Annotated in this window: 21 protein-coding genes and 1 pseudogene; 13 read left to right on the forward strand and 9 right to left on the reverse strand. The window is 55.8% G+C overall.

From position 1 onward, the window contains the following. Window positions 1-308 precede the first annotated feature (308 nt). Window positions 309-1,799: a DUF2326 domain-containing protein gene (locus CLV88_RS11200; RefSeq protein ID WP_133169949.1), complete on the forward strand. Its 1,491-nt coding sequence runs from the start codon at window positions 309-311 to the stop codon at window positions 1,797-1,799. A gap of 1,011 nt (window positions 1,800-2,810) precedes the next feature. On the opposite strand, the gene CLV88_RS11210 is transcribed toward CLV88_RS11200, so the two are convergent. Then, a complete protein-coding gene (locus tag CLV88_RS11210; RefSeq protein WP_106608498.1) occupies window positions 2,811-4,853 on the reverse strand; it encodes an ASKHA domain-containing protein in 2,043 nt (680 codons plus the stop codon). 246 nt (window positions 4,854-5,099) lie between these two features. On the opposite strand from CLV88_RS11210, the gene guaB reads away from it, so the two are divergent. From guaB to CLV88_RS11225, 3 genes and pseudogenes are all read left to right on the forward strand, one after another. Further along, window positions 5,100-6,548 carry an IMP dehydrogenase gene (gene guaB, locus CLV88_RS11215; RefSeq protein ID WP_106608499.1) on the forward strand — a complete coding sequence of 483 codons (1,449 nt, stop codon included), beginning with the start codon at window positions 5,100-5,102 and terminating at the stop codon, window positions 6,546-6,548. Further along, the gene (locus tag CLV88_RS11220) at window positions 6,548-7,696 is read left to right on the forward strand and encodes an RsmB/NOP family class I SAM-dependent RNA methyltransferase (RefSeq protein WP_106608500.1); all 1,149 of its coding nucleotides are present in this window, start codon (window positions 6,548-6,550) and stop codon (window positions 7,694-7,696) included. The genes guaB and CLV88_RS11220 overlap by 1 nt, the downstream gene beginning before the upstream one ends. A 197-nt stretch (window positions 7,697-7,893) precedes the next feature. Further along, a pseudogene (locus CLV88_RS11225) lies at window positions 7,894-10,047 on the forward strand (hybrid sensor histidine kinase/response regulator); the annotation flags it as partial. Between the two features lie 100 nt (window positions 10,048-10,147). On the opposite strand, the gene CLV88_RS11230 reads toward CLV88_RS11225, so the two are convergent. Beyond that, on the reverse strand, window positions 10,148-10,552 hold the full coding sequence (locus tag CLV88_RS11230; RefSeq protein WP_341477158.1) for a hypothetical protein: 405 nt from the start codon (window positions 10,550-10,552) through the stop codon (window positions 10,148-10,150). 387 nt (window positions 10,553-10,939) lie between these two features. On the opposite strand from CLV88_RS11230, the gene recA reads away from it, so the two are divergent. The 5 genes from recA (at window position 10,940) to CLV88_RS11255 (ending at window position 16,450) form a co-directional block, all read left to right on the forward strand. Beyond that, entirely contained in the window at window positions 10,940-12,019 is a 1,080-nt protein-coding gene (gene recA / locus CLV88_RS11235; RefSeq protein ID WP_106608666.1) for a recombinase RecA, read from the forward strand. A 6-nt stretch (window positions 12,020-12,025) separates the two neighbouring features. Next, on the forward strand, window positions 12,026-12,586 hold the full coding sequence (locus CLV88_RS11240; RefSeq protein WP_106608502.1) for a hypothetical protein: 561 nt from the start codon (window positions 12,026-12,028) through the stop codon (window positions 12,584-12,586). 93 nt (window positions 12,587-12,679) lie between these two features. Next, window positions 12,680-15,352: an alanine--tRNA ligase gene (gene alaS / locus CLV88_RS11245; RefSeq protein WP_106608503.1), complete on the forward strand. Its 2,673-nt coding sequence runs from the start codon at window positions 12,680-12,682 to the stop codon at window positions 15,350-15,352. Between the two features lie 3 nt (window positions 15,353-15,355). Then, window positions 15,356-15,643: a DUF1330 domain-containing protein gene (locus tag CLV88_RS11250; RefSeq protein WP_106608504.1), complete on the forward strand. Its 288-nt coding sequence runs from the start codon at window positions 15,356-15,358 to the stop codon at window positions 15,641-15,643. A 27-nt stretch (window positions 15,644-15,670) separates the two neighbouring features. Continuing rightward, complete coding sequence (locus tag CLV88_RS11255; protein ID WP_106608505.1) at window positions 15,671-16,450, forward strand: class II glutamine amidotransferase; 780 nt, start codon at window positions 15,671-15,673, stop codon at window positions 16,448-16,450. 4 nt (window positions 16,451-16,454) lie between these two features. On the opposite strand, the gene CLV88_RS11260 is transcribed toward CLV88_RS11255, so the two are convergent. The 4 genes from CLV88_RS11260 to CLV88_RS11275 form a co-directional block, all read right to left on the reverse strand. Continuing rightward, window positions 16,455-17,510 (reverse strand): ligand-gated ion channel, encoded by a 1,056-nt coding sequence (locus tag CLV88_RS11260; RefSeq protein ID WP_106608506.1) that lies wholly within the window; start codon window positions 17,508-17,510, stop codon window positions 16,455-16,457. A 118-nt stretch (window positions 17,511-17,628) separates the two neighbouring features. After that, entirely contained in the window at window positions 17,629-19,449 is a 1,821-nt protein-coding gene (gene typA, locus CLV88_RS11265) for a translational GTPase TypA (RefSeq protein WP_106608507.1), read from the reverse strand. Window positions 19,450-19,520: 71 nt separating this feature from the next. Then, window positions 19,521-19,853 (reverse strand): SMR family transporter, encoded by a 333-nt coding sequence (locus CLV88_RS11270; RefSeq protein WP_423827736.1) that lies wholly within the window; start codon window positions 19,851-19,853, stop codon window positions 19,521-19,523. Between the two features lie 12 nt (window positions 19,854-19,865). Further along, a complete protein-coding gene (locus CLV88_RS11275) occupies window positions 19,866-20,486 on the reverse strand; it encodes a YitT family protein (protein ID WP_106608509.1) in 621 nt (206 codons plus the stop codon). A gap of 196 nt (window positions 20,487-20,682) precedes the next feature. On the opposite strand from CLV88_RS11275, the gene CLV88_RS11280 reads away from it, so the two are divergent. Further along, window positions 20,683-22,452 (forward strand): glycerophosphodiester phosphodiesterase family protein, encoded by a 1,770-nt coding sequence (locus tag CLV88_RS11280; protein ID WP_133169951.1) that lies wholly within the window; start codon window positions 20,683-20,685, stop codon window positions 22,450-22,452. Further along, complete coding sequence (locus tag CLV88_RS11285; protein ID WP_243403640.1) at window positions 22,436-22,978, forward strand: hypothetical protein; 543 nt, start codon at window positions 22,436-22,438, stop codon at window positions 22,976-22,978. The genes CLV88_RS11280 and CLV88_RS11285 overlap by 17 nt, the downstream gene beginning before the upstream one ends. 1 nt (window position 22,979) lies before the next feature. Here the strand turns inward: CLV88_RS11285 and CLV88_RS11290 are convergent, their stop codons facing one another. The 3 genes from CLV88_RS11290 to CLV88_RS11300 are packed head-to-tail and all read right to left on the reverse strand — an operon-like array spanning window position 22,980 to window position 24,447. Next, a complete protein-coding gene (locus CLV88_RS11290) occupies window positions 22,980-23,564 on the reverse strand; it encodes an HD domain-containing protein (protein ID WP_106608511.1) in 585 nt (194 codons plus the stop codon). Further along, entirely contained in the window at window positions 23,561-23,791 is a 231-nt protein-coding gene (locus CLV88_RS11295; RefSeq protein WP_106608512.1) for a hypothetical protein, read from the reverse strand. The genes CLV88_RS11290 and CLV88_RS11295 overlap by 4 nt, the downstream gene beginning before the upstream one ends. After that, window positions 23,791-24,447 (reverse strand): alpha/beta hydrolase, encoded by a 657-nt coding sequence (locus CLV88_RS11300; protein ID WP_106608513.1) that lies wholly within the window; start codon window positions 24,445-24,447, stop codon window positions 23,791-23,793. The genes CLV88_RS11295 and CLV88_RS11300 overlap by 1 nt, the downstream gene beginning before the upstream one ends. A 161-nt stretch (window positions 24,448-24,608) precedes the next feature. On the opposite strand from CLV88_RS11300, the gene iscR reads away from it, so the two are divergent. Together iscR and CLV88_RS11310 are read left to right on the forward strand one after the other, a co-directional pair. Then, the gene (gene iscR, locus CLV88_RS11305; RefSeq protein WP_106608514.1) at window positions 24,609-25,088 is read left to right on the forward strand and encodes a Fe-S cluster assembly transcriptional regulator IscR; all 480 of its coding nucleotides are present in this window, start codon (window positions 24,609-24,611) and stop codon (window positions 25,086-25,088) included. Next, the gene (locus tag CLV88_RS11310) at window positions 25,085-26,140 is read left to right on the forward strand and encodes a cysteine desulfurase family protein (RefSeq protein WP_106608515.1); all 1,056 of its coding nucleotides are present in this window, start codon (window positions 25,085-25,087) and stop codon (window positions 26,138-26,140) included. The genes iscR and CLV88_RS11310 overlap by 4 nt, the downstream gene beginning before the upstream one ends. Window positions 26,141-26,147: the final 7 nt, after the last annotated feature.

The raw sequence follows: 26,147 nt of genomic DNA on the forward strand, positions 1-26,147 counted from the left end.
TCTGTCGGCTGAAATGCCGATCTCACGCCAAAACGGGCAAAAACGCAGGTAAAGACAGACGGGCATCGCAATCAGCCGAGTTTCCACACAGCCTCTCCGCAACTCGGTCATAGCCGTGTTTTTCGCCAGTGTCTGGTCTGAGTCAAAGCAGCTGTTGACGCCGGGACCCGTTTATAGGTCCAGAGCCTAGGGATCATTTCTTGAAAAAGAGGGAGGATCTTTTTGGCGAGTTTGTTTTCTTTCTCGAGATTGAGTTGCTCGATGGCTCGTTTCTGACCACACGTCGAGCAGCGGCAAACCCTTCAAAGGTGAGCTTCTTTATTTCGTCCGAAACTCAGCCTGACTTGACCAGTCTTGAGGAAGATGATTGGTCCCACTACGAGCTTCCGTTCGCCAAGGCAAAGTCGCTTTTGGATGGATATCTCGACCTACGCGATATTGATCCTTGGAAATTCCGAAACGTCATTGGTTATTTCCTTCGGATGCAAGGTGATTATGACAACGTGTTCAAGCTCCAACGGCACGCCGGTGGAGACAAAGACTGGAAACCAATACTCGCGCGCATACTTGGACTGGACGATGCGATTTTCACCGAACGATATGAGTTAAAGGCTGATATCGAAATGAAAGCAGCCCTTCTAGCGGCTGCCGAAAGAGACGCTCAAGACAGCGAAGAAGATCCTGAAAAGATCGGCGCTCTGATCCAACTCCGCGAGTTGGAAGTTCGGCGTATGCAAGACGAACTTAACAGTTTTGATTTTGAGGGTTTCGACGCCGACAAAACATCGGCAATCGTCGATCGAATTGATGCCCGTATCGCAGAGTTGAATCAAACGCGATACACGCTTTCACATACAGTTTCAGAACTGGAACGCGGTTTGAAAGTGGATAGCATTAGCTTTGATCCACAAAAGGCAGAAACTCTATTTGAGGAAGCTGGCGTCAGTTTTCCGGAACAGGTCAAAGTCGACTTCGATCAGTTGATCGCGTTCAATCGAGCCATCACGGAAGAGCGAAGTTCTTATATCCGAGAGGAACTGACCTCCACAAAGAAAGAGATCGCAGACATTGTCGAAGAGTTGAGACATCTTAACGCGCAGCGAAAAGAGAACCTCCAATATCTGCGCAGCGAAGATGTTTTTGAGAAGTACCGTACCCTGTCGGCCGAAGTTGCTAAGACAGCGGCGGAAGTAGATTTGCTCCATCGCCAGCACAACACGTTGTCCAACATCCAAAATAAGCGACGAGAGCTTCGTGAGGCCAAAGCACATTATGCCGAGCTACAAGGAAAAGCAGAAGAGGCACTACGAGAAGCCGGTCAAGACCGCTCAAGCCTGCTATTCAAAACGCGGGAGTATTTCAGCGGCCAGATAAAAGACATTCTGCGTCGGGATGCCATTCTGTCGGTTACCCTGAATGGCGAAGGCAACTTGGAGTTTCGAACTGATTTCGTCGATGGCAATGAACTGTCAACCAGTGAAGCAGACGGGACATCCTTCAAAAAACTACTCTGCGTCGCATTTGACCTTGCCATTGCGCGGGCGCACCTCGACGGAGCGTTTCCAAGGTTTGTTTTCCACGATGGGGTTTTCGAACTTTTGGATCCGCGACCCAAGCAGAACCTTTTGAATTCAATCCGCGGCTACACGCAACTTGGCATCCAGTCGATCATCACTGTGATGGATTTCGATTTGCCAAAAAGCGACAGTTCTGAACCGACCGTGTTGGACTCTGAGATAGTTCTACGGCTCCACGATGACGGGGAAAAAGGGCGTCTATTCCACTTCCAAAGCTGGTAAAGGCTCAATCAAAACATTTCCACAAGACAACCAGTGTAAGGCTGGTAAGGAGTTGAGCTTTAACTCTGACGACCATTGGTTTCAGACTGAAACCGGGAACGCCAACTCGGACCGCCGCTATACGAAATGGTCGGCCCTCGCCAATTCACTGCATCGGACGCAACGTTACATCTGTCCATTTCCGTCCGGCAGGATCTTTGGAGAAAACATGGAGAAACTCAAGGCATTTCCCATAAAAATAGGGATATCAATCCCTCTTTGAGAGCTTCCCAAGCTTAAGTTACGGGTTCGATTCCCGTTACCCGCTCCAGCGAACAAGCCTTCAACACATGTGCGCCACGAAAGGTGCCGCCATCGATGCCGTGGGTGTTGTTTTCTAGCGATGGGCGACGACGTTATCGCTTCCGCCGTAGCTGATATTTGGATCATTTGGTTTGCCTGGTTCTGGGTCCGGGCGTTTGGGAACAACTTCGAAAGAAGAGATGTCGCTGACGCGGACACAGAACGAATAATCTGTCACCACGGCAGGGCAACAGTACCATTTTCCGGATCCAGACACCGCTGAGCTCACATCGTCAAATGTGCCTGTGTTGCAGGTGAAGCATCGTCCACTCGTCATGCAAATTCGAACAGCCATAATTGTATTCTCCTTGAAATGAATGCAGGGAGTATATCACATTTTCCCGGTTTGCGGGTAATTGCCGAATGCAGGCTATCGTATAGCGGGTTTATTGCGGCGCAGTGACAGCGCCGCGTACGTCATGCGCGGGAGGTTTTCTGGCCAGTTGGCCGATAGCGATCATGTGTTCAGCGCGCTTGACGTTAGTCGGGCGCGGTGCGCTCGCAAATTGAGAACGGTAACAGTGGTTGGAGTGCTCAGAACGTTTCTGGCAATGATACCGGTGCCTTGTGTTGCGGTATCACCGTACCTGCGCCGCGCAGAGAAGTTGGGTCAACGGCTGAATGTGAAGCGGACTCACGAGGTTTGATCCCCGTGAGTATTTGATTCGTTTAGGCGCTGCGACGGCGGCGGCGGCGGCCTCCACCTGAGGCGTCTCCGCCACCTGTGTTGAAGCTGGGTTCGGGCAGGTCGACCACCGAGCGTAGGATCGGGAACGGATCGGATGAATTTGGCAGGGCCGAGGCGTTGACGAAGTGTTCTTGAAAGCTGGGTTCGACGGCTGTTTCGATTTTCTCGATCTGGCGCACGAGGGTTTCGATCTGGCTGCGGGACTCGCGATTGAGCAGGGCGATACGCGCGCCGGTGCCTGCGGCGTTGCCGGCGGATGTGACCTTGTCCAGTGGGCAGTCCGGGATCATGCCCAGCACCATGGCGTGTTTGGCCGAGATATGCGCGCCAAACGCACCGGCCAGCACCACGCGATCCACCTGATCCACGCCGCGCTTGTCCATCAACAGGCGTGCGCCAGAATAAAGCGCGGCCTTGGCCATCTGGATCGCGCGGATGTCGCCATTGGTGACGGTAATGGGGCCTTGGTCAGCATCGCCATCCCAGACGCGATAGGAATTGGTGCGCCCCTCCAGAAAACAGCGGGATGTGCCGGTTTGCTCGGCTGACCCGATGAGACCAGACGTGTCAACAAGCCCCGCCATACGCATTTCAGCGATGATTTCGATAATGCCAGAACCACAGATACCGGTGACGCCGGTGGTGGCGATAGCGGCTTCAAATCCCTCGTCGTCGGACCACAGTTCGCTGCCGATGACGCGGAAGCGTGGCTCTTTGGTGATGGGATCAATCTCGACACGCTCGATGGCACCGGGCGCGGCGCGCTGTCCGGCGCTGATTTGCGCGCCCTCAAAAGCGGGGCCGGTGGGCGAAGAACAGGCGAGCACGCCATTGGTGTCGCCCAGCAGGATTTCGGCGTTGGTGCCAACGTCGACGATCAGAGCGAGGTCATTAGACTTGTCCGGTGCTTCGGAGAGGGCCACGCCCGCTGCGTCCGCGCCAACGTGACCTGCGATGCAGGGCAAAAGATAAGCGCGCGTGCCGGGCGCGATGTCGAGGCCGATCTCGCTGGCCATCAGATCGAGCGCATCGGAGGTAGCCAGCGCAAAGGGTGCCTGACCCAGCTCGAACGGATCAATGCCCATAAAGAGGTGGTGCATGACCGGGTTCATCACAAAGACTGCATCGAGGATCTGGGCCGGTTCCACGCCTGCCTCAGTTGAGATGTCCTTGACCAGTTGATTCAGCCCCTCGCGCACGGCGGCGGTCATTTCCAGATCGCCGCCTTTGTTCATCATCGCATAAGAAACGCGGCTCATCAGGTCTTCGCCAAAGCGGATCTGCGGGTTCATCAGGCCGGACGAGGCGACAACCTCGCCGGTGGAAAGATTGCAGAGGTGTCCGGCGATGGTGGTAGAGCCGAGATCAACTGCAAGACCAAATAGGGGGCCTTCGAAATAGCCGGGCCAGAGGGCGGTAATGCGCGGTGCGCGCCCGTCGCGGCCCTGATGGATGGCAGCTGTGACAGTCCAGTCGCCTTTGCGCAGGATCGGCTGCAAGGGGCGCAGCAGATGCGTGTCGATCTCGATATAGTCATGTCCCGTCGCGGCTTTGAGCGCGGTCATGAGCCGTTCTAGATCGCCGGAGGGTTTGTGCATGTCGGGCTGTTCAACCTCGACATAGGACAGGGACATTGTTGAATTGAGCGTGATCTCGCGCACTTCGGCCCGTTTACGCACGACCTGTTTGTGGACTTGGCTTTCGGGCGGGACATCAATGACGATGTCGCCCTGAACGGTGGCCTGACAGCCCAGACGGCGGCCTTTGGCCAGGCCGCGTTTCTGGTCGTAGCGCTCTTCGACCTTGTTCCAGTCTGAGAGCGCGTTCTCGGCCACGGTCACGCCGTGTTTGGGGAATTCGCCGTAAGACGGGGTGATCTGGCATTTCGAGCAGATGCCGCGCCCGCCGCAGACCGAGTCGAGGTCAACACCAAGCTGGCGCGCAGCCGTCAGGATGGGCGTACCAACGGGGAAATTGCCGCGCTTGCCGGAGGGGGTGAAGATCACTAGGGGGTCGCTGCTCATGGCTGCCTCAAAACTGTTCGCGTGCTGGCACCATAACTGGCGTGTGGCGCAACGAGATGCAAGGAGCGGCATGAACTGTCCCAGAGGCGGCATGGCGCGCGTTTGTGGCCGGGTAGGTCGGACAAATTTGTCCGACTTACGAGATCGCGGCGCAAGTTCGACGGGCGCATACCGATTAGGGGTTTCGCGAACGTCGCTGTCGTGCAATAGGGACGTGCCAAACGAGGTTCCCCAAGGAGATGTGTGATGGAGATTCGTGAGGCTCTTACTTTCGATGATGTTCTGCTGGTTCCGGCTGCGTCGGCTGTGTTGCCCTCGACGGCGGACACGCGCACGTTTGTGACCAAGTCAATTGCGCTCAATATACCTCTGTTGAGCTCGGCCATGGACACCGTGACCGAAAGCCGTATGGCGATTGCCATGGCGCAGGCCGGGGGTATAGGGGTTATTCACAAGAACCTTGATGTCGAAAATCAGGCCCGTGAAGTGCGCCGAGTCAAACGCTTTGAGAGCGGGATTGTTTATAACCCGGTCACGTTGACCCATAATCAGACACTGGCCGATGCAAAGGCGCTGATCGAGCGCTATCGGTTCACTGGTTTTCCAGTGGTGGATGAGCGCGGCCATGTGGTGGGAATTGTGACCAATCGTGACATGCGGTTTGCTCAAAGCGATGACACGCCCGTGCACGCAATGATGACCACCAATGATCTGGCGATGCTGGCAGAGCCTGCTGATCTAGAAGAGGCCAAAAGCCTGATGCGCGCGCGCCGGATCGAAAAACTGTTGGTGCATGATGGTAAGGGCAAGCTGACTGGGCTGCTGACGCTCAAAGATACAGAACAGGCCGTTTTGAACCCAACGGCGTGCAAAGATGAATTGGGTCGTTTGCGGGTCGCGGCGGCGACGTCCGTAGGGGATAGCGGCTACGAACGCTCAGGCGCTTTGGTGGATGCAGGTGTGGATATCCTTGTGGTTGATACGGCGCATGGGCATTCCGCCGGTGTGATCGACGCGGTAAAACGCGCCAAGCAACTGTCGAACGAAGTACAAGTGATTGCCGGTAATGTGGCCACCGGGGATGCTACCAAAGCCCTGATTGATGCTGGCGCGGATGCGGTCAAAGTGGGAATCGGGCCCGGCTCGATCTGTACGACACGTATGGTGGCTGGCGTGGGCGTGCCTCAGTTGACTGCGATTGACGATTGTGCGCGGGCCGCAGGTGACGTGCCGGTGATTGCCGATGGCGGCATTAAGTTCTCGGGCGATTTTGCCAAGGCAATTGCGGCAGGTGCCAGCTGTGCCATGGTTGGATCGATGATCGCAGGCACCGATGAGAGCCCCGGAGAAGTCATTCTATATCAAGGCCGTAGCTTTAAAAGCTACCGTGGCATGGGAAGCCTTGGCGCCATGGCGCGCGGCTCGGCGGATCGATATTTCCAAAAGGACGCGGCAAGCGACAAGCTGGTTCCCGAGGGGATCGAAGGGCAGGTGCCTTACAAGGGTCCTGCGGGCACGGTTGTGCACCAATTGGTCGGCGGTTTGCGCGCGGCGATGGGCTATACCGGTTGTGCCACGGTCGAAGAAATGCGCCGAAATTGTTCCTTTGTGAAAATCACCGGTGCCGGGCTTAAGGAAAGCCATGTGCATGACGTGCAGATCACGCGGGAAAGCCCAAATTATCGGATCGGCTGATGACACCTGCTGCACGTGTGCAAACCGCAATTGAAGTGCTGGATGAGATTTTGTCAGGCACCCCTGCCGAAAAGGCTTTGACGGGATGGGCACGGCGCAGTCGGTTTGCCGGTTCCAAGGATCGCGCGGCAGTACGAGATCACGTGTATGACGGCCTGAGGCGGCGCAATTCAGCCTCGTTTCTGGGGGGCGATCTGAGCGGGCGCGGCATTATGTTGGGCATACTGCGTCAGGATGGCGCGGATTTGGACGCACTGTTTTCTGGTCAGGGATACGGACCAGCCGCTTTGAGTGTCGCTGAACAGATTGTCCCGTCGGGGGACGTGCCCTTGGATATCCCGGAGTGGCTGGTGCCACGGCTTCGCGATAGTATGGGCGGCGATTTTGAAACCGGCATTGCGGCAATGAGCGCGCGAGCTCCGGTTGCCTTGCGGGTTAATCTTCAAAAAACCGATCGTGACAGCGCACGTCGTGCATTGCTTGAGGACGGGATTGAAACCTATTCGCCTACACAAGCCAGTACCGCATTGATTGCCACCACCGGCGCGCGCAAAGTTGCGCAGTCCAAGACTTACCAGACTGGATTGGTGGAATTGCAGGATGTCTCAAGCCAAATGGCAATTGAGGCAATACCACTGCGTAGTGATATGAAAGTGCTGGACTATTGCGCAGGTGGCGGCGGCAAGGTGCTTGGCATGGCCGGCCGGGCGACAGCGCAATATTTTGCGTGTGACGCGATTGAAGCGCGGCTGCGGGATCTGCCCAATCGCGCCGAGCGCGCCGGTGCTGATATTCAGGTGATTACCGATCCGGCGCAACATGCGCCCTATGATCTGGTGTTTTGTGACGTGCCTTGTTCGGGCAGTGGCACATGGCGGAGAACGCCAGACGCAAAGTGGCGGTTCACCAAAGCTGATCTTGATGAGCTGACTCAGGTGCAGGCTGGTATTCTGTTTGATGCGGCGCAGTTGGTGGCACCGGGGGGGGTGTTGGTTTATGCGACATGCTCACTTCTTGATGACGAAAATATCCTTCAAATTCAAAAATTTATGGATGTAAGTTCAGGTGTGAAATTGGTGTCGACAGAGCAAATCCCCTTGGGTCAGGAAACCGATGGGTTTTGTTTTGCCGTCCTTGAGGTGGCGTGAAAGTCGATTGTGATATTCAACCTATTGGAGAAGTTCATTTAAGACTGTATTAATAGTTTCCATGTACTTTGGCTGTATCGGCCTGTTCAGGGGAACCACACGTGTCGTCTTTGGATTCTGAGCTTGAAACTGCATCACTGCCCTTGAGCCGTGGGCGCAGCGGCGCGCGCCATTGGGCAACCCTGGTCGGATTGTTTGTGGTTTCTGGTTTGTCGGTTTACGTTGTTTCGCACTCTGGAAATCTGGGCTTTTTGTTCTTGGTATTGCTTGCTACGGCGGGATGGGTTGGAGCGGCTCTGGGTGTGCGGTATCTGCCTGCACTGTTTACATCCGCAAGCGCGCGTAAGGTATTGATTCCATTTCTGGAAGATCGAGATCAAACGCTATTCCTAACACGGCGCGACGGGACGTTGGTTCACTTCAGTAAAGGCGCGCAGGACAGTTTTCCAAGCGCGGTCGCTGAGCAATCTTTGTCGCTGGCGCTGGGTTATACTTATGCAAGTGCTGAAGAACTTGTGTCCGAAGTTTCGTCTGATTTGCGGACACAACCTCGGATAAGGCGGGATATTCCGCTGTTGGCTGGAAATTTGAATTTGACTGTGTCCCGTGTTGGGGGGCGATACCTGCTTTGGGAGTTTGAGACTCAGATATTGGCCCAAGCATCTGAGCAACCAGGTGAGAAAACGCGTATTCCAATGATGACAGCGCAGGAAGACGGTCAAATTCTATTCATGAACAGCGCTGCGCGGGGTCTATTAGGTGAAAGTCGGACCCACTTGAGCGATGTGATTGCGGTGCCGGGAACAAATGCAGGCGATGCAGTTACCGTGACGGCACGCGAAGGTGAATGCCAATGCTTGGTTGCCGAATACGAAACCGACTCTGGCATGCGCGAGATTTACCTCCTGCAAACTGAAGTGCCGACAGTACGCGACGGGGCTGTGCAGTTTGATGAGCTGCCAGTTGCATTACTGAAAATACGAGTGGATGGCAGCGTTGAATTGGCCAACAATGCGGCGCGTATATTGTTGAATTGCAAAGACGTTTCGAACGTCGTGGTGAGCGATTTGATGGAAGGGTTGGGCCGGTCGATCCGGGACTGGATGAGCGAAGCGGCCACGGGTTTGGGCGTGAATCAGACCGAATTTTTGCGCCTAAAACGCGAAGACAAGGAAGTTTATGTTCAAGTGAGCCTGAACCGGGTTGTCGAAGGGGGCGCGCCGTCTTTGATTGCCGTGCTGAGCGATGCAACGGAGTTAAAAACTCTTGAGGCGCAGTTTGTCCAAAGCCAGAAAATGCAGGCGATTGGCCAACTTGCGGGCGGTGTGGCGCATGACTTTAACAATCTGCTTACGGCCATTTCGGGGCATTGTGACTTGTTACTTTTGCGGCATGATCAGGGCGATCCTGATTTCGGTGACTTGGTACAGATCAACCAAAATGCCAACCGCGCCGCGGCATTGGTTGGGCAGTTACTGGCCTTCTCGCGTAAGCAGAACTTGCGCCCGGAAGTGCTCGATTTGCGTAATACTCTAGCAGACCTGACACACTTGTTGAACCGGCTGGTGGGCGAGAGAGTGTCACTGGTGCTGAACAATGATCCGGTTCTTCCTTCGATTCGTGCGGACAAGCGGCAGTTAGAGCAGGTGCTGATGAATCTGGTGGTCAATGCGCGTGATGCCATGCCCGATGGCGGAGAGATTCGCATCCAGACTGAAGATATAGAACTGACCGAGCCGCTGGAGCGAGATCGTGTTGTTGTCGCGACCGGGCGTTATGTATCGGTTCGAGTTTCTGATGACGGCATCGGCATTCCATCCGACAAACTACAAAAAGTGTTTGAGCCGTTTTTTACGACCAAGCGTACAGGCGAAGGAACCGGCTTGGGTCTATCGACGGCATATGGGATCGTTAAGCAAACTGGTGGATATATTTTTGTGGACAGCACTCTGGGTGTGGGCACTGTTTTCACATTGATGTTTCCTGTGCATGAGCAGACCATTCTCGTGACCGACGATTCTGTAGTAGAACACCCGAAGGTGCCCGCGGTTGATGATCAGGATGGCGTAATTCTGTTGGTTGAAGATGAAGCGCCGGTCAGGTCATTCGCATCGCGCGCGTTGCGGCTCAAGGGATTAACCGTGCTCGAAGCGGCCTCGGGAGAGGAAGCGCTGGAGATCCTGGCTGGCGAGGATGCGCCTCATATCGACCTATTTTTGACTGACGTGATTATGCCGAATCTGGATGGACCAAGTTGGGTTCGCGTCGCGCGCGAAACATATCCAACAATCCCGGTGATCTTTGTATCCGGCTATGCCAAGGACAGTTTCGCAGACGATCAGGCGCGAATTTAGCACTCCAGTTTTCTACCCAAACCGTTTTCGCTGTCTGATTTGACTGACGCTGTTCAAATCAATCTGGCAGCGCGATAGGTTTTCGAGCAGGATCTTATCAAGAAATACTGTTGTAAAGGTCGAATTCTGCGCTGAATTTGCGCTGGTATTTTTTCAGCGTTTCAGGCGAAAGGTCTAGTTGCGTTCGCGGAGAAGCATTGCGACGTTCCAGGCTGACTTTTTGTTTGATCCGATCTTGCAGAAAGTTGAGCAAACGAGATTGATCTTCGTAGCGAAAAAGATGGTTAATCCGAGTTCCGTTTGGGCGCGGTTCCAGAAATTTTGCTTGGCTGCCGACATTGGCAAATGCAGGTTTGTCGCCGCGCATGTAGGCATTCACAAACTCATCAAAACTCACATTGTGAGTGGAGTTGGGATGACCTTGCATAAAATTTCGTTGTCGATATCGATACCAGCTCGCCAGCCAACTGATTGGTTCGCGCATGACCGCAAGTGTTTCCATGTCTTCGACTTTGCAGGCGCGTTCAAACATTGGGCGAAAAAAGCGATTATACCGATAGAGTGGCGCGTGTTTCAGCTCTGGTGGATGTGAAATGACCATGTCCGCATGTGGCGCAAATGCCCCTTCTATGGCGGTGGTTCCGGTCTTGGGAACGGAGAGAAAGACAAGTCGCGCATTCCAAAAAACCAGCATCTTCAACTCCTTGCAAGGCCCAGGGCAGGGTGTATTGAATTTGTAAACTAGTCCTTAACCTTCAGGTGAAAAAGTAGTTTCGTAAAATTCTTGTTGAAATGTTCTCCTTTTGATCTCATATAGTTTTAGAACAAGAGGTGAACACAGGCAGTGATTGCCGCCCCGACGTGGGTGTGGAATAAGGAAGCAAGCGAAATGGCAACGGCAGATCTTTTGACGATGAGCAGCAAATCTACACCCGATAAACAAAAGGCGCTCGACAGCGCTCTGGCCCAGATCGAACGGCAGTTCGGCAAGGGGTCAATTATGAAACTTGGCGCAGACAATCCGGCGCAAGAGATAGAGTCGACGTCGACCGGGTCGTTGAGCCTGGATATTGCGTTGGGGATTGGCGGATTGCCAAAAGGTCGGATTATTGAGATTTACGGCCCCGAAAGCTCTGGCAAGACAACTCTGACGCTGCACTGCATTGCGGAAGAGCAGAAAAAGGGCGGCGTATGTGCGTTTGTTGACGCGGAACACGCACTGGACCCTCAGTATGCCAAGAAACTGGGCGTGGATTTGGATGAGTTGCTGATTTCGCAGCCCGATACTGGCGAGCAGGCGCTGGAGATTACCGATACGCTGGTGCGGTCCGGTGCGGTTAACATGGTGGTTGTCGATTCGGTTGCAGCGCTGACGCCAAAATCCGAACTTGAAGGCGACATGGGTGACAGCAGCGTTGGTGTGCAGGCCCGCCTGATGAGCCAGGCGATGCGTAAACTGACCGGTTCAATCGCGCGCAGCAACTGTATGGTTATCTTTATCAACCAGATCAGGATGAAGATTGGCGTGATGTTTGGCAGCCCGGAGACGACAACCGGTGGTAACGCGTTGAAATTCTACAGCTCAGTCCGGTTGGATATCCGCCGCATTGGCGCGGTCAAGGATCGTGACGAAATTGTGGGCAACGCGACCCGTGTAAAAGTTGTAAAGAATAAGGTGGCGCCGCCCTTTAAGCAGGTGGAATTTGACATCATGTATGGCGAGGGCATCTCAAAAACCGGCGAATTGCTGGACCTTGGGGTCAAGGCCGGTGTGGTGGCGAAATCTGGCTCTTGGTTCAGCTATGGTGATGAGCGGATTGGGCAGGGGCGTGAAAACGCCAAGACGTTTTTGACCGAGAACAAACGCATTGCGTTGGAGATTGAGGATAAGATCCGGGCAGCGCACGGGCTTGATTTCGATATGCCGCCACCTGATGCGGATGATGACGACGCGCTAGTCGAAGGATGACGTGGCTTGCCGGTTTCTGAAACGGAACTGAACGAGGCACTACCCCATGTGATGGCCGCCCCAAAGGATGAGGCGGCCATTGATATGCTATGTCTTCGCCCAGAACGGAATACTCGCAAATTCGTCGACGAGATTTCCCTGACCTGCGATCAAGGGATTCCGGGGGAGCGGTGGCTAGAACAACCGTGGTTGCGCACCGAAAACGGCGCGCCACATCCGGGTATTCAGGTGTCGATCCTGCCACGACGCGTGTTGGATCTGGTGTGGCTGGACCGCGATAACACAGTTCATCCTGGCGATACTTTTGTCGCGGATATGGATATGTCCTTAGTCAATCTGCCAACCGGGCAATATCTGGAAGTGGGCGGCGCAATATTGAAGGTGTCGGACGTTTTTAATGACGGCTGCGTCAAGTGGAAAGCCCGATACGGTACGGCGGCCAAGGATTGGATCACCGCGCCAGGGCATCCCGAACTGCGATTGCGCGGCATTTTGTGCAGCATTGAGCGGGATGGAGAGATCCGGAAGGGCGATGTTTTGCGAAAAGTGGACGGTTTTTCTGGCTGAGGCGGCATCCGGTGTTTTGACATGTGGACAGGCGCGGGCAGGGGTATTAAACCCGTGCGGAACCTGAAAAAACTTGCCGCGAGAGTGCCGCACATGCCCAGTCTGAATGACATCCGGTCGACTTTTTTGAACTATTTCGCCAAGCAGGGGCACGAGGTTGTTGCCTCGAGCCCGCTGGTGCCGCGCAACGACCCGACGCTGATGTTTGCCAATTCGGGCATGGTGCAATTTAAGAACCTGTTCACAGGTGTTGAACAGCGCGACTACCAGCGTGCGACGACGTCGCAGAAATGCGTTCGCGCCGGTGGTAAACACAACGATCTGGACAATGTCGGTTATACCGCGCGCCACCACACTTTCTTTGAGATGCTTGGGAACTTTTCCTTTGGCGATTACTTCAAGGAAGAAGCGATCCCGTTTGCCTGGGAGCTGATCACCAAGGAATTTGGGATCGATAAGAACCGCCTTTATGTGACGGTTTACCATACCGACGATGAGGCGTTTGAGATCTGGAAAAAGATTGGTGTTCCGGAAGAGCGGATCATTCGCATCGCGACCAGCGACAATTTCTGGCAGATGGGCCCAACTGGACCTTGTGGCCCTTGCACCGAGATTTTCTATGATCACGGCGATCACATCTGGGGTGGCCCTCCCGGTTCGCCGGAAGAAGATGGTGATCGGTTTATCGAAATCTGGAACATCGTTTTCATGCAGAACGAGCAGTTCGAAGATGGCTCGATGCGGGCATTGGACATGCAATCGATTGACACCGGCATGGGGCTGGAGCGGATTGGTGCGCTGTTGCAGGGGTCACATGACAACTATGATACCGACTTGTTCAAGTCATTGATCGAGGCATCCGCCGATGTGACATCGAGTGAGCCATTTGGTGACAAAAACGTGCATCATCGCGTGATTGCGGACCATCTGCGCTCGACCTCATTCCTGATTGCGGACGGCGTGATGCCATCGAATGATGGGCGTGGATATGTGTTGCGTCGGATCATGCGCCGCGCGATGCGTCATGCGCATTTGCTGGGAGCAAAAGACCCGGTCATGCACCAACTGGTGCCGTCGCTGGTCAGCCAGATGGGGGCTGCGTACCCGGAATTGGGACAGGCGCAGGCGTTGATCGAAGAAACATTGAAGCTGGAAGAAACCCGGTTCAAGCAGACGCTAGATCGCGGCTTGAAGCTGTTGGATGACGAGTTGGATGGGTTGTCTGAGGATGCGCCGCTGTCAGGTGAGGCTGCGTTCAAGCTTTATGACACGTATGGGTTCCCGCTCGATCTGACGCAGGATGCCTTGCGTGAGAAGGGCCGCGAGGTAGATACCGACGGGTTTGACGCGGCGATGGCCGAGCAAAAGGCCAAGGCGCGCGCGGCGTGGGCTGGCACCGGCGAGGCAGCTGATGTGGCGATCTGGTTTGACATCGCTGATGCGGCCGGATCGACAGATTTCCTGGGTTATGACACTGAAAAGGCCGAGGGCCAGGTTGTTGCGCTGATCGTGGATGGCAAGCAGGTGGATGCGATTGAAGCCGGGTCTGAGGGCTGGATCGTGGTTAACCAGACGCCGTTTTATGCGGAGTCCGGCGGTCAGGTCGGTGACACGGGCGTGGTGCGTCGGTTGGATAATCGCGATGACGTGTCGATTGTTGAGGACACGCGCAAGTTTGCGGATGGCAAGGTATTTGCCCACAAGGTGACAGTTGAGAGCGGTACAGTGAGCAAGGGTGATCCGGTTGAGCTTGAGGTGAACCATGCGCGCCGAACGGCAATCCGGGCCAATCACTCGGCTACGCACCTGTTGCACGAGGCGCTGCGCGAGGCGTTGGGCGATCATGTGGCACAGCGTGGATCGCTGAATGCAGAGGATCGTCTGCGGTTCGATTTTAGCCACGCCAAAGCGCTGAGCGCCGAAGAGTTGCAAAAGGTGGGCAGTGATGTGAACGCCTATATTCGTCAGAATGCGCCAGTTGAAACTCGGATCATGACGCCAGATGATGCACGTGGCATTGGCGCGCAGGCGCTGTTTGGCGAGAAATATGGCGACGAAGTGCGCGTTGTGTCGATGGGCCGTGCCGATACCGGCAAGGGCATGGATGGCAACACCTATTCGCTGGAGCTGTGTGGCGGGACGCATGTGAAACAGACCGGCGATATCGGGGTTTGTGTCATTCTGGGTGACTCGGCCTCCAGCGCGGGTGTGCGCCGGATCGAGGCGTTGACGGGCGCGGCGGCGTTTGAGCATCTAGAGCGCGAGGCGCGGCGGATGAGCGACGTGGCGGTCGCGCTTAAGGCACAGCCCGACGACGTGATGGATCGCCTGAAAGCGATGATGGATGAGCGCAAAGCGCTGCAAAACGAAGTGGCGCAGCTGCGCCGCGAGCTGGCGATGGCCGGTGGTGCGGGTCAAGGTGGCGCGACGGAGGCCAAGGAGGTCGCGGGCGTCAAATTCTTTGCGCAAGTACTGCAAGGCGTTTCGGGGCGGGATCTGCCTGCGCTGATTGATGAACACAAGTCGCGGCTGGCAAGCGGCGCGGTGTTGTTGATTGCGGACACGGGCGACAAAGTGGCCGTGGCCGCAGGTGTGACCGAGGACCGAAAGGGAGACATTTCGGCGGTTGACCTTGTGCGCGCGGCGGTAGAGGCTCTGGGCGGAAAAGGCGGCGGTGGCCGCCCGGATATGGCGCAAGGTGGCGCCAAGGATGCCAGCAATGCCGAGGCCGCGATTGCCGCCGCCGAAGCCGTTATCGGAGGATAAGAGATGGGTGCTCTCTGGATTGCACATGTGACGGTGACTGACGCGGATGCATATGGAAAATATGCTGAACTGGCTGGACCGGCGATTGCCAAACACGGGGGCGAGTTTATCGCCCGCGGCGGGCGTTTCGTTCAGCTTGAAGGCAAAGAGCGCCCCCGCAATGTGGTTGCCAAGTTTCCGGATGTTGATGCGGCGGTGGCCTGCTATCACAGCCCAGAATACCAGGAGGCGCTGAGCCATGCGCGCGGCGCGTCGGAACGTGAATTGATGGTAGTTGAAACCAGTGAGTAGTTTTACCTAAGACAGGAGTCTGGCCAAATGTGTCGTTGGGCCGCCTATATCGGGCACCCCGTTTATCTCGAAGATGTCGTCACCCGGCCAGATCATTCGCTGATCCAGCAAAGTATCCAAGCGACCGAATGCAAAACCACAACCAACGCCGACGGCTTTGGTGTTGCTTGGTACGGGTCACGCCCCGAACCGGGCCTTTATCGCGATACCTATCCAGCGTGGTCGGATCCCAACCTCAAGTCTTTGACTGCGCAGGTAAAATCCGGACTGTTTCTGGCGCATGTGCGCGCCTCGACCGGGACAGCGACCAGTCGCAATAATTGCCATCCCTTTGCGGTGGGGCGGTGGTCTTTCATGCATAATGGTCAGATCGGCGGGTTTGATGCGTTTCGCCGCCGGGCGGATATGTTGATCCCGGATCGGCTCTATCATGAGCGCAAGGGTGCGACAGATAGCGAAATCCTGTTTCTATTGGCGTTGGTTGAGGGACTCGATGAGACCCCGAAAGAGGCGATGGAATTGGCCGTGGGCATCCTCTACCGGTTAAGCCGGGAATGGGGTACGGCGCCACATGTGCGCATTGGCGCGGCGTTTGCGGATGGCGAAACACTTTATGCTATTCGCTATGCGTCGGACCATCTGGCACCGACCGTGTATTATCGGTGGAGCGAGAGCAGGGGAGGTTATGCCGTGGTGAGCGAGCCGCTGGCGCATGACGAAGAGGATTGGGTTGCCGTTCCGCCCGGTTCGTTCTGTGCGTTTCGTGGGCGTGAGGTGCAAGTCGAGCGGTTTGCACCGCCCATGTGATCCGTCAGATCAGGAAAAAACGTACGGCCCAGAACAGGAATCCGGCATACATGATCGGGTAGACCCAGATCACCAGATATCGGTCGATTTTGCGGGCAAGCGCTTCTTTTTCAACGATTTTCAAGCGTCGCAGGCCGATATTCACCAGCACCATAGACCCGGTGATGATGAACATGCCCACAAAAAGGCTGTCGAGGAATGTGAGGTAACCCAGTTTTGGAAGGGTGGTAGAGATCGCAAAGTTAAAGGCGACAAAGACCAAAAGGTTGGCGTTCGCCATGTCGATGCGACGGCGGTATTCCTCGAGGAAGAACGTTGCCCAAGAGGCGAAGAGGATGATCAACAGGGGAAGAAGGATCCGCAGCATGTAATACTGCATGTGGCGGTGCGCCTCAAACGCGAGCACCACTTGGGAGGATGGCAGGCCGGTCATGCCTTCGATGTCATGGGACAGCATGCGCGGGTTGTTGAGGATCCACTCTTCTTCGCCCAAGAGTTCACCTAGGCCCGAAAGGTTATCCAACGGGTGAAATTCCACGTGGCTTGACGGAAATACGGATGTAACTTCCATAAAAAAACGTTGCGTATCAAATGGGTACTTCCGAAAGTTAAAGTATGGCGCCTGAAGCGTGGCGGTGAAGCGTTCAAGGAACGTTACTTCTCCGGTAGCGCGCAAAATGATCTGGGCCTGTTGTGTAAAGCGGCGGCCCTGTTGGTTTTGCAGTACAAAAAACGGCACGATTACTGAGCGATCACGGGAATATTTTCGATATTCGTCCACCGTTAGGCTGAGAATGCTGCCACCATGTTCGGCCTCGTCAAAGGCGAGGTCCGGATGGGTGAAACGCATGACAAAATTGCCAACAGCGCCATAGTTTTCCGATTGCTGATCGACAAAGGTGATTTGGTCGATCTTGATGCCGACGCCAACCTTGATTGGTTCGCTGACGTCGGATTTGATGGCCATAAAACCCTGATCGCCAAACCCTTCGGCAGAGGCAACGGCGCCCCAAAGGGCGACGCACAGGGCGGCAATGAAGTGGAAAATGGGCAATCGCATAAGGTTTAAAATCTATTTTGGCTGGCTTTGGACCGAGCTTTCAACAGAAAACGTTAGCAAACAACCCCGTTGATACGAAAAGGGCCGCCAAATTGGCGACCCTCTTGAGTTTTTTGATCTATTGCGCAGCGCGCGCCATGCGTTTGCGTTCATGCGGGTCAAGGAAACGTTTGCGCAGGCGGATCGCGTTTGGCGTGACTTCGACCAATTCGTCATCGTTGATATAGGCGATGGCCTCTTCAAGGCTGAGCGTGATCGGCGTGGTCAGGCGGACAGCTTCGTCGGTGCCGCTGGCGCGCACGTTGGTCAGTTTCTTGCCCTTGAGTGGGTTCACTTCGAGGTCGTTTTCACGGCTGTGTTCACCGATAATCATACCGGTATATACCTTGGCCTGAGCCCCGAGGAACATGCGGCCACGATCTTCGAGGTTCCAGAGCGCATAGGCCACGGCCTCGCCGTTTTCCATGGAGATCAGAACGCCGGCGCGGCGGCCGGGGATCGAGCCTTTGTAGGCGGTCCAGCCGTGGAAGACACGGTTCAGAACACCCGTGCCGCGCGTGTCGGTGAGGAACTCGCCGTGATAACCGATCAGTCCGCGTGACGGGACGTGCGCAATGATGCGCGTTTTGCCAGCACCGGCGGGGCGCATTTCGGCCAATTCGCCTTTGCGTGCACCGGTGATTTTTTCGATCACGGCACCGGAATATTCGTCATCCACGTCGATGGTGACTTCTTCGACGGGCTCCATGCGCTGGCCGTCTTCTTCGCGCATGATCACCTGCGGGCGAGAGATCGACAGCTCGAACCCTTCGCGACGCATGTTTTCGATCAGAACACCCATCTGGAGTTCGCCGCGACCTGACACTTCGAACGCTTCACCGCCGGGGGTGTCTGCGATCTTGATGGCTACGTTGGATTCAGCTTCCTTCATCAGCCGGTCACGGATGACGCGCGACTGAACCTTTTTGCCGTCGCGGCCCGCAAGAGGGCTGTCGTTGATGCCGAATGTCACGGTGATGGTGGGGGGATCGATGGGCTGTGCTTCGAGCGGTTCGTCAACAGCGAGGGCACAGATCGTATCGGCCACGGTGGCCTTTGACATACCTGCAATGGACACGATGTCGCCTGCGGCGGCTTCTTCGATGTCTTGCTGCGCCAAACCACGGAATGCCTGAATACGGGTGATACGGAACTGTTCGATTTTCTGGCCAATGCGCGAGATCGCCTGAACCGTTGCGCCCACCTTGAGGCGACCGGATTCAACGCGGCCTGTAAGCAGGCGGCCAACAAACGGGTCAGAGCCCAGCGTGGTCGCCAGCATGCGGAAATCATTGTCTTGCTGGGCAATCTGCTTGGGCGCGGGCACGTGGTTGACGATCAGGTTAAAGAGCGCGTGCAGATCCTTGCGCGGGCCGTCAAGCTCGGAATCTGCCCAGCCGTTGCGGCCAGAGGCATACATGTGCGGGAAGTCGAGCTGATCGTCGTCAGCGTCCAGCGAGGCAAACAGGTCAAAGCATTCGTCCAGCGCGCGATCAGGTTCGGCATCGGGTTTATCAACTTTGTTCAGAACCACGATGGGACGCAGGCCAAGGGCGAGGGCCTTGGAGGTCACAAATTTGGTTTGCGGCATTGGGCCTTCGGCAGCGTCCACCAGCAAGACAACGCCATCCACCATCGACAGGATACGCTCAACCTCGCCGCCGAAATCAGCGTGGCCAGGGGTGTCAACGATGTTGATGCGGGTGCCTTTCCACTCGACCGAGGTGGGCTTGGCAAAGATGGTGATGCCGCGCTCGCGCTCAAGGTCGTTGGAGTCCATGGCGCGCTCCGCCACTTCCTGGTTCTCGCGGAATGCGCCGGACTGTTTCAGCAGCTCGTCCACAAGAGTGGTCTTGCCGTGGTCAACGTGCGCAATGATCGCAATATTACGAAGATCCATTGGGATATGCCTTTTTGTGTTCGCGCCCGCCCTATAATGCGCACGCAGAAAAGGCCAGCCCCTTATTTGGTTCAGTGCGCGGCTGTGTTGGAAAACAAGTGTATCACAAGAATACCAGCAAGGATCATCCCCATGCCAAGCATTGCCGGAAGATCAAGGCGCTGACCAAACACGACATAGCCAATGATCGCAATCAGGACGATGCCAAGGCCGGACCATATGGCATAAGTGATACCAACTGGCAGCACCTTGAGCGTGAGGGCCATAAAGTAGAACGCGGCCGCATAGCCGATAACTACGATAACCGAAGGAACCAGTCGGGTGAATTGCTGGCTGGCTTGCAACGCGGTGGTGCCGACGGTTTCAAACATCACGGCGATCAATAGGAGAATGTACGTGCGCAGCATGGCAGTTCCTTAGCGGGCGATATAGCGGTCTCGGCGGTGGTTGGTTGCGATCATGATATTGGTTATAGCAGCCCCGGCGAGCGAATAGGCGACAGTGGCCGCGTCGAAAAGCGACGCGGCAAGGGCAAAAACACAAAGGTCAAAGCCAAGCTGAACCCAGCCTGCCTTGATGCCCTTGCTGTCCTGAAGCCACATCGCGACAATGCCCACTCCGCCAAGTGTGGCGCCATGGCGAAAGAGCACGATCAATCCGGCCCCGGCGGTGATCCCGGCCAGCACTGCGCCAGCGAGCGGATGCAATGTTTCAATGCGCATGACGCTTGGCAGCAGGTAGGTCCATAGCGACATAAGGCCCACGGCTGCAAATGTTTTGAGCGTGAATCTGTACCCCATGCGGATCAGAGCGATGACATAGAACGGCAGGTTTAGCACAAAGAACACAGCCGCAAAGCCTATCCCGCTTGCGTAGGACAAGGTTAGAGATAGTCCCGCGATCTGGCCGGTGATCAAGCCGCTCGCTTGCAAGAATTGAACGCAGAGCGCCATGAGAACCGTGCCTACGACGATGCCTTGAAAATCTTCGAATGCGCTGTGACGTTCCGCGTGGGGCGGTTCAAGAAAGCTAACCATGGTTTGTGCATTTCACTCTGTGTCAGTTTTGTCCAGCCCAGTCGTTATGCGGAGTGATTGGCGGGAGATATGGGTCGATCTGGGACGGCAAACACCGTAGGGTCGGAGCCATTGAAGGGGAGTATTTGACGTGTCGGCAATCATTTCAGATGTGAGGGCAGCTTTTGCAAATGCATGGCGGTTGAGGCGGCCGGTTTTGGCTGCACACCTTGTGTTCAGCCTGGTGTTGGGCACGGTCTTGGTGCCGGTGATGGCATTGGCGGTGCGATTGGCGCTCAAGCTGTCTGGGCAGCCTGCGTTGGCAGATTTTGATATCGCGGTTTTCCTGCTGTCGCCGGTGGGGTTTGTGGCATTCCTGTTTCTCGCCGGGTTTGCGTTGTTCCTCTTCGTGCTGGATGTGTCCTTTATGATGGCGATCGTCCTGCGCGAGCGGCACAGCGGCGAGACGCGGGTGTTGGAGACGATCATGCTGATCGTGCCCAGAATGCGGGTGATTGTTGAGCTGGGAATGCGGCTGACCCTGCGGGTGTTGGCGATTTGCCTGCCGTTTCTGGCAGTGGCAGGAGCGGCTTACTTTGCCTGGATGACAGAATTCGACATCAACTATTATCTCTCTAATAAACCGCAGGAATTCACACGGACATTGATTGTGGCGGGTGCGGTTCTGGCTGTGATGGCGATTGTGTTGTTGCGATCGCTGATCCGTTGGACCTTGACCCTGCCGCTTGTTGTTTTTGGCGGAGTGGCGCCAAAACAGAGTTTTGCCCAGAGTGCTGAAGAAATGCGTGGCCAGGAAATTGGGTTTGGGTCACGTATTTTGGTGTGGATCGCTGTTGGCTTTGTTGTAAATGCCGGTGCTGTTGCCGTGCTTGGCGTGGTGACAAATCTGTCGATTGCCAGCTTTGCCGGTGGCTTGCAGTCGTTGGTTTTGTTTCTGTTGTTGTTTGCCGGGCTGGGTGCAGTGGTGAACTTTTCTATCGCAGCTATGACAACCGGGGCGTTGGCGACGTTGATTGTGGCACGTGCCGGGTGGCCTGGCAAAGATGCGCCGAGCGTGCCGCCCATTCCGAGTTGGGCCAAGCCCGCGATCGCGGGCGTTGCGGTGGCGGCGGTCGTTTTGACCGGCATTGCTTTGACGCAGCTGGCACGGGTTGAGGCGAACCCAGAGGTTCAAGTGATCGCCCATCGCGGCGCAGCTGGGGCAGCACCGGAAAACACCATGGCGTCGATTCTGCGCGCCATTGAGGATGAGGCTGACTGGATTGAGATTGACGTTCAGGAGACGGCTGATGGCAAGGTGGTGGTTGTCCATGACAGCGACTTCATGAAAATTGCTGGCGTCAACCTCAGGGTTTGGGACGCGACCATGCCCGATCTGGCCGAGATCGACATTGGCAGTTGGTTTGACCCTGCATTCAGTGACGAGCGGACACCGCTTTTGTCAGAGGTTCTGGACCTGGCCAAAGGCCGTGCGGGAGTGGTGATTGAGCTGAAATATTACGGGCATGACGAGATGCTGGAGCAGCGTGTGGCTGATCTTGTCGAGGCGGCCGATATGGTCGAGCATGTGCGTATCATGTCGCTAAAATACTCGGCAGTTCAAAAGATGCGCGCGCTGCGGCCTGATTGGAATATCGGGCTTTTGGCGTCGGCATCGCTCGGGCGGATGTGGGAGCTGGACGCGGATTTTCTGGCGGTGAACGGTGCGACCACGTCTCATCGATTGGTTCGAGAGACGCGGGCAGCGGGCAAGGAGACCTTTGTCTGGACGATCAATGACGCGCTGTCGATGTCGCAGATGATCTCTAAAGGGGTGGATGGTTTGATCACGGACGAACCCGCATTGGCCCGCAAAACCATTGCAGAGCATCGCGAACTGAACCTGATCGAGCGCATGGTTCTGGGGCTTGCGGGTTCTATTGGTTTGGACCTGAAGACGGAGAGCTATCGTGACGACTCTCCGTAAGATTCTGGTACTGGCATCGGTTTTGGCGCCGCAAACTGTGTTGGCGCAGGAATATGGGCCTACGGCCCGCCTTGAGATGTGGCGCCACGAGCGGTTGCAAAAGACGGTCGACGACGCGAAGCTGTCACCGTTTACCACTGATGGCTGTTCGGGCGGCATGTCAGCGGCGTGGAAAACGGTGGCCAGCTTGTTTCCAGACTTTGAGGATGTGCATGATCGGACGCCACCTTGGGAAGGTTGCTGTGTGACCCATGATCAAGCATATCACGCAGGTGGTGCGGAGCCCTCGTCAGAGGCGGGTTTCTTGGCGCGACTCAAAGCCGATGAGGCGCTGCGGGTGTGCGTGGCCGGGAGCGTATCCGGGAAAAGCGAGGAGTTGCAGGCAGAATATAACCTTACGGATCAACAGGTTATATGGGGTTTTGAAACCGTAGCGGATGCCATGTTTGACGCGGTTCGCATTGGTGGTGCGCCGTGCAGCGGCCTGCCATGGCGCTGGGGCTATGGCAGGCCGCAATGTTGGTAGATTAGCCCGCGTTGCGCGCGAACCACGTGGCGAGCTTGGGGCGGAGCCATGACCAGATACCGGGCGTACCAGTGTTGATCGGAGTGCCGACACGCGCGTCAATTTGGTCGAGGGTCACGTTGTAATCCACCCAAGACCCGCCGCCGATTTCCAGATTGGTGATCGGTGTGGGAATGCGGTCAATGGATTTTGCAAAGCGCGACTCGGCGCTTTCCCCTGCTTCAAAGTCGCGCCATAAATCTTTGAATTCATGCGATAAATCATCCGGCAAAAGGCCGAACAGGCGCTCAGCGGCAGCTTCTTCTTCAGCGGCTTTGGCGGCATAGTCGACATTGCCGTGAATGGGCGCATCACCGGCATCGATTTCGACAATGTCGTGCAACAGCAACATCTTGAGAACGCGATTGATATCGACTGTTGGCTCCGCCTGATCTGCGAGGACCAGAGCGTAGAGCATCACGTGCCACGAATGTTCGGCAGAGTTTTCAAAGCGGCTGTCATCAATCAGGCGAGAGGCGCGCAGAACGGATTTGAGGTGATCAGCCTCTTTCAGAAAGGCGAACTGTGCCTCAAGACGGTCGGTCATTCAGGTTTTTCCGCACGTGATTGTTTTACTTTGTTGACCAGAAAGGCGCGCGCCTTTTCTTCGGCAAGGCGCACGCGGATTTCTGTCAGATAGGCCTCTTCCAAGGATTGTGAGGCTGCGGCCAAAACAGTGCCTACCTCGACAAACAAACGATCATCCCCGGTGATACGCTGTGCTTTCAGTGTATCTTCGGCGAGCTTTGCCGCCAGGGTGTCGATCGTTCCCATCAGCGAGATGTTTCGGTTAGGCGGCGTTTCACATAGTCGCTGACGTTACCTACCATTGTGTCCATATATTCGTCGGTTTCAAAGAAATGGCCCGCACCGTCGATTTCGGTGTGTGTGATTGTGATGCCTTTTTGCTCGTGCAACTTGTTCACCAGCGAATGCGTATCCGCAGGCGGGGCGACGCGATCATTGGTGCCGTTGATCACCAAACCAGAGCTTGGGCAGGGGGCAAGGAACGAAAAGTCATACATGTTCGCGGGGGGCGCAACCGAGATAAACCCGGTGATTTCCGGGCGGCGCATCAAAAGCTGCATACCGATCCACGCCCCAAACGAGAAACCGGCAACCCAGCAATGTTTGGAGTTGTTGTTCATCGACTGGAGGTAATCGAGCGCCGATGCCGCATCCGAAAGTTCGCCAACGCCCTGATCGTATTCGCCCTGAGAGCGACCCACGCCACGGAAGTTAAAGCGCAACACGGTAAAGCCCATGTTGAAGAATGCGTAATGCAGGTTGTAGACAACCTTGTTGTTCATAGTTCCGCCAAATTGCGGATGCGGATGCAACACGATGGCGATTGGCGCGTCGCGTTCTTTTTGAGGGTGGTAGCGGCCTTCGAGGCGGCCTTCTGGTCCTGGAAAAATCACCTCGGGCATGATGTCTCGCTCGTCTCCTGATAAGGGCGAAAGCAATTCTTGACGAATTTGCTCTGGCACTTTAGAACAATTCTAAATCCGGTCACGTCAGGCGACCGTATAGGGCTTAAGCGACTTAAGCGTGTTGAGCGCTCAGGTCAATCTATTCGCAAGGGGTGGTCATGAAACTGTCAACGAAAGGGCGTTACGCGCTGGTTGCTTTGGCTGATATTGCGTTGCAACCCGCTGATAGTCTGGTGAGCCTGAGCGAAATCTCTAAACGACAGGATATTTCTCTGCCATATCTGGAGCAGTTGTTTGTGAAATTGCGCCGCGCCGGGCTTGTTGATTCGGTCCGCGGACCTGGCGGTGGCTATCGTCTGGCCAAGTCCAGTTCTGACATTCGCGTAGTTGATATTCTGAGTGCAGTAGATGAAACGGTTTCCGCGCTGCATACGGGTGCCGGAGCGAGTGGCGGATCGAGCGGCTCGCGGGCACAATCCATGGCAAACCGTTTGTGGGAAGGGCTGTCGGCACATGTCTATGTCTTTCTGCATCAGACACGGCTTTCAGATGTTGTGAAAAACGATCTTGCACCATGTCCAGCGGTTCCGACAATTTTCTCAGTTGTCGACGAAGAAACGCCGAGTGTTGATGCCTGATGCGCGTTTATCTCGACCATAATGCAACGGCCCCCCTGCGGTCCGAAGCACGCGAAGCGATGATTGCGGCCATGGAAGTGGTCGGCAACCCGTCCAGCGTGCATGGAGAAGGGCGCAAAGCCAAAGCGCTGATCGAAAAGTCCCGCGCGGCGATTGCCAGCGCCTTGGGTGCGGACGGAGCGGATGTGATTTTCACCTCGGGTGCGACCGAAGCCGCCGCTTTGGCGTTGCGTGGGCGAAAGTTGGTTGCAGGTGACATCGAACATGACGCCGTGGCAGCGTGGATTAGCGCAGATCTGACGGTAGATGCGCAGGGACGTGTCGCGGTATCTGATCCGGCACAGACCGTTTTGCAACTGGCCAATTCCGAGACGGGAATTGTGCAGGATTTGCCACAAGGGCTCGCCGTGAGCGATATGACCCAAGCCTTTGGCAAGCTGCCGCTGGCGTTTAACTGGAGCGGCGCGGAGATGGCGCTGGTCTCGGCGCATAAACTGGGTGGTCCCAAGGGGATCGGCGCGCTTGTGGTTAAGAGGGGCACGGATATTGCCGCACAATTGCTGGGTGGCGGCCAAGAAATGGGCCGCCGCGCGGGCACCGAGAATGTGATTGGCGCAGCAGGGTTTGCAGCAGCAGCCACGGCGGCAGTGCAGGACGTGGCGGATGGCGAATGGGATCGCGTTGAAAAACTACGTGATTTGCTTGAAGACACCCTTGCCGCAGAGGAAAAAGATACCATTTTTGTCGGGAAGGGTGCCAAGCGCCTTCCTAACACCAGTTGCATCGCCACACCGGGGTGGAAGGGCGAAACGCAAGTAATGCAGATGGACCTTGCAGGATACGCGATTTCTGCCGGGTCGGCCTGTTCATCGGGCAAAGTACGCGCCAGTCGCGTTCTGAGCGCAATGGGCTTTGACGAGGCAACAGCTGCAAGTGCGATCCGGGTCAGTTTGGGGCCGGAGACAACAGAACAGGATATTCTGGGTTTTGCCAAAAGCTGGCTGGCCCGGAAAAGGAAACACCATGCACGCACCCTTGCCGGTGCGGCGTGACAGCGGA

It is taken from the genome of Shimia abyssi (assembly GCF_003014475.1).
In the GTDB taxonomy this organism is placed as follows: domain Bacteria; phylum Pseudomonadota; class Alphaproteobacteria; order Rhodobacterales; family Rhodobacteraceae; genus Shimia; species Shimia abyssi.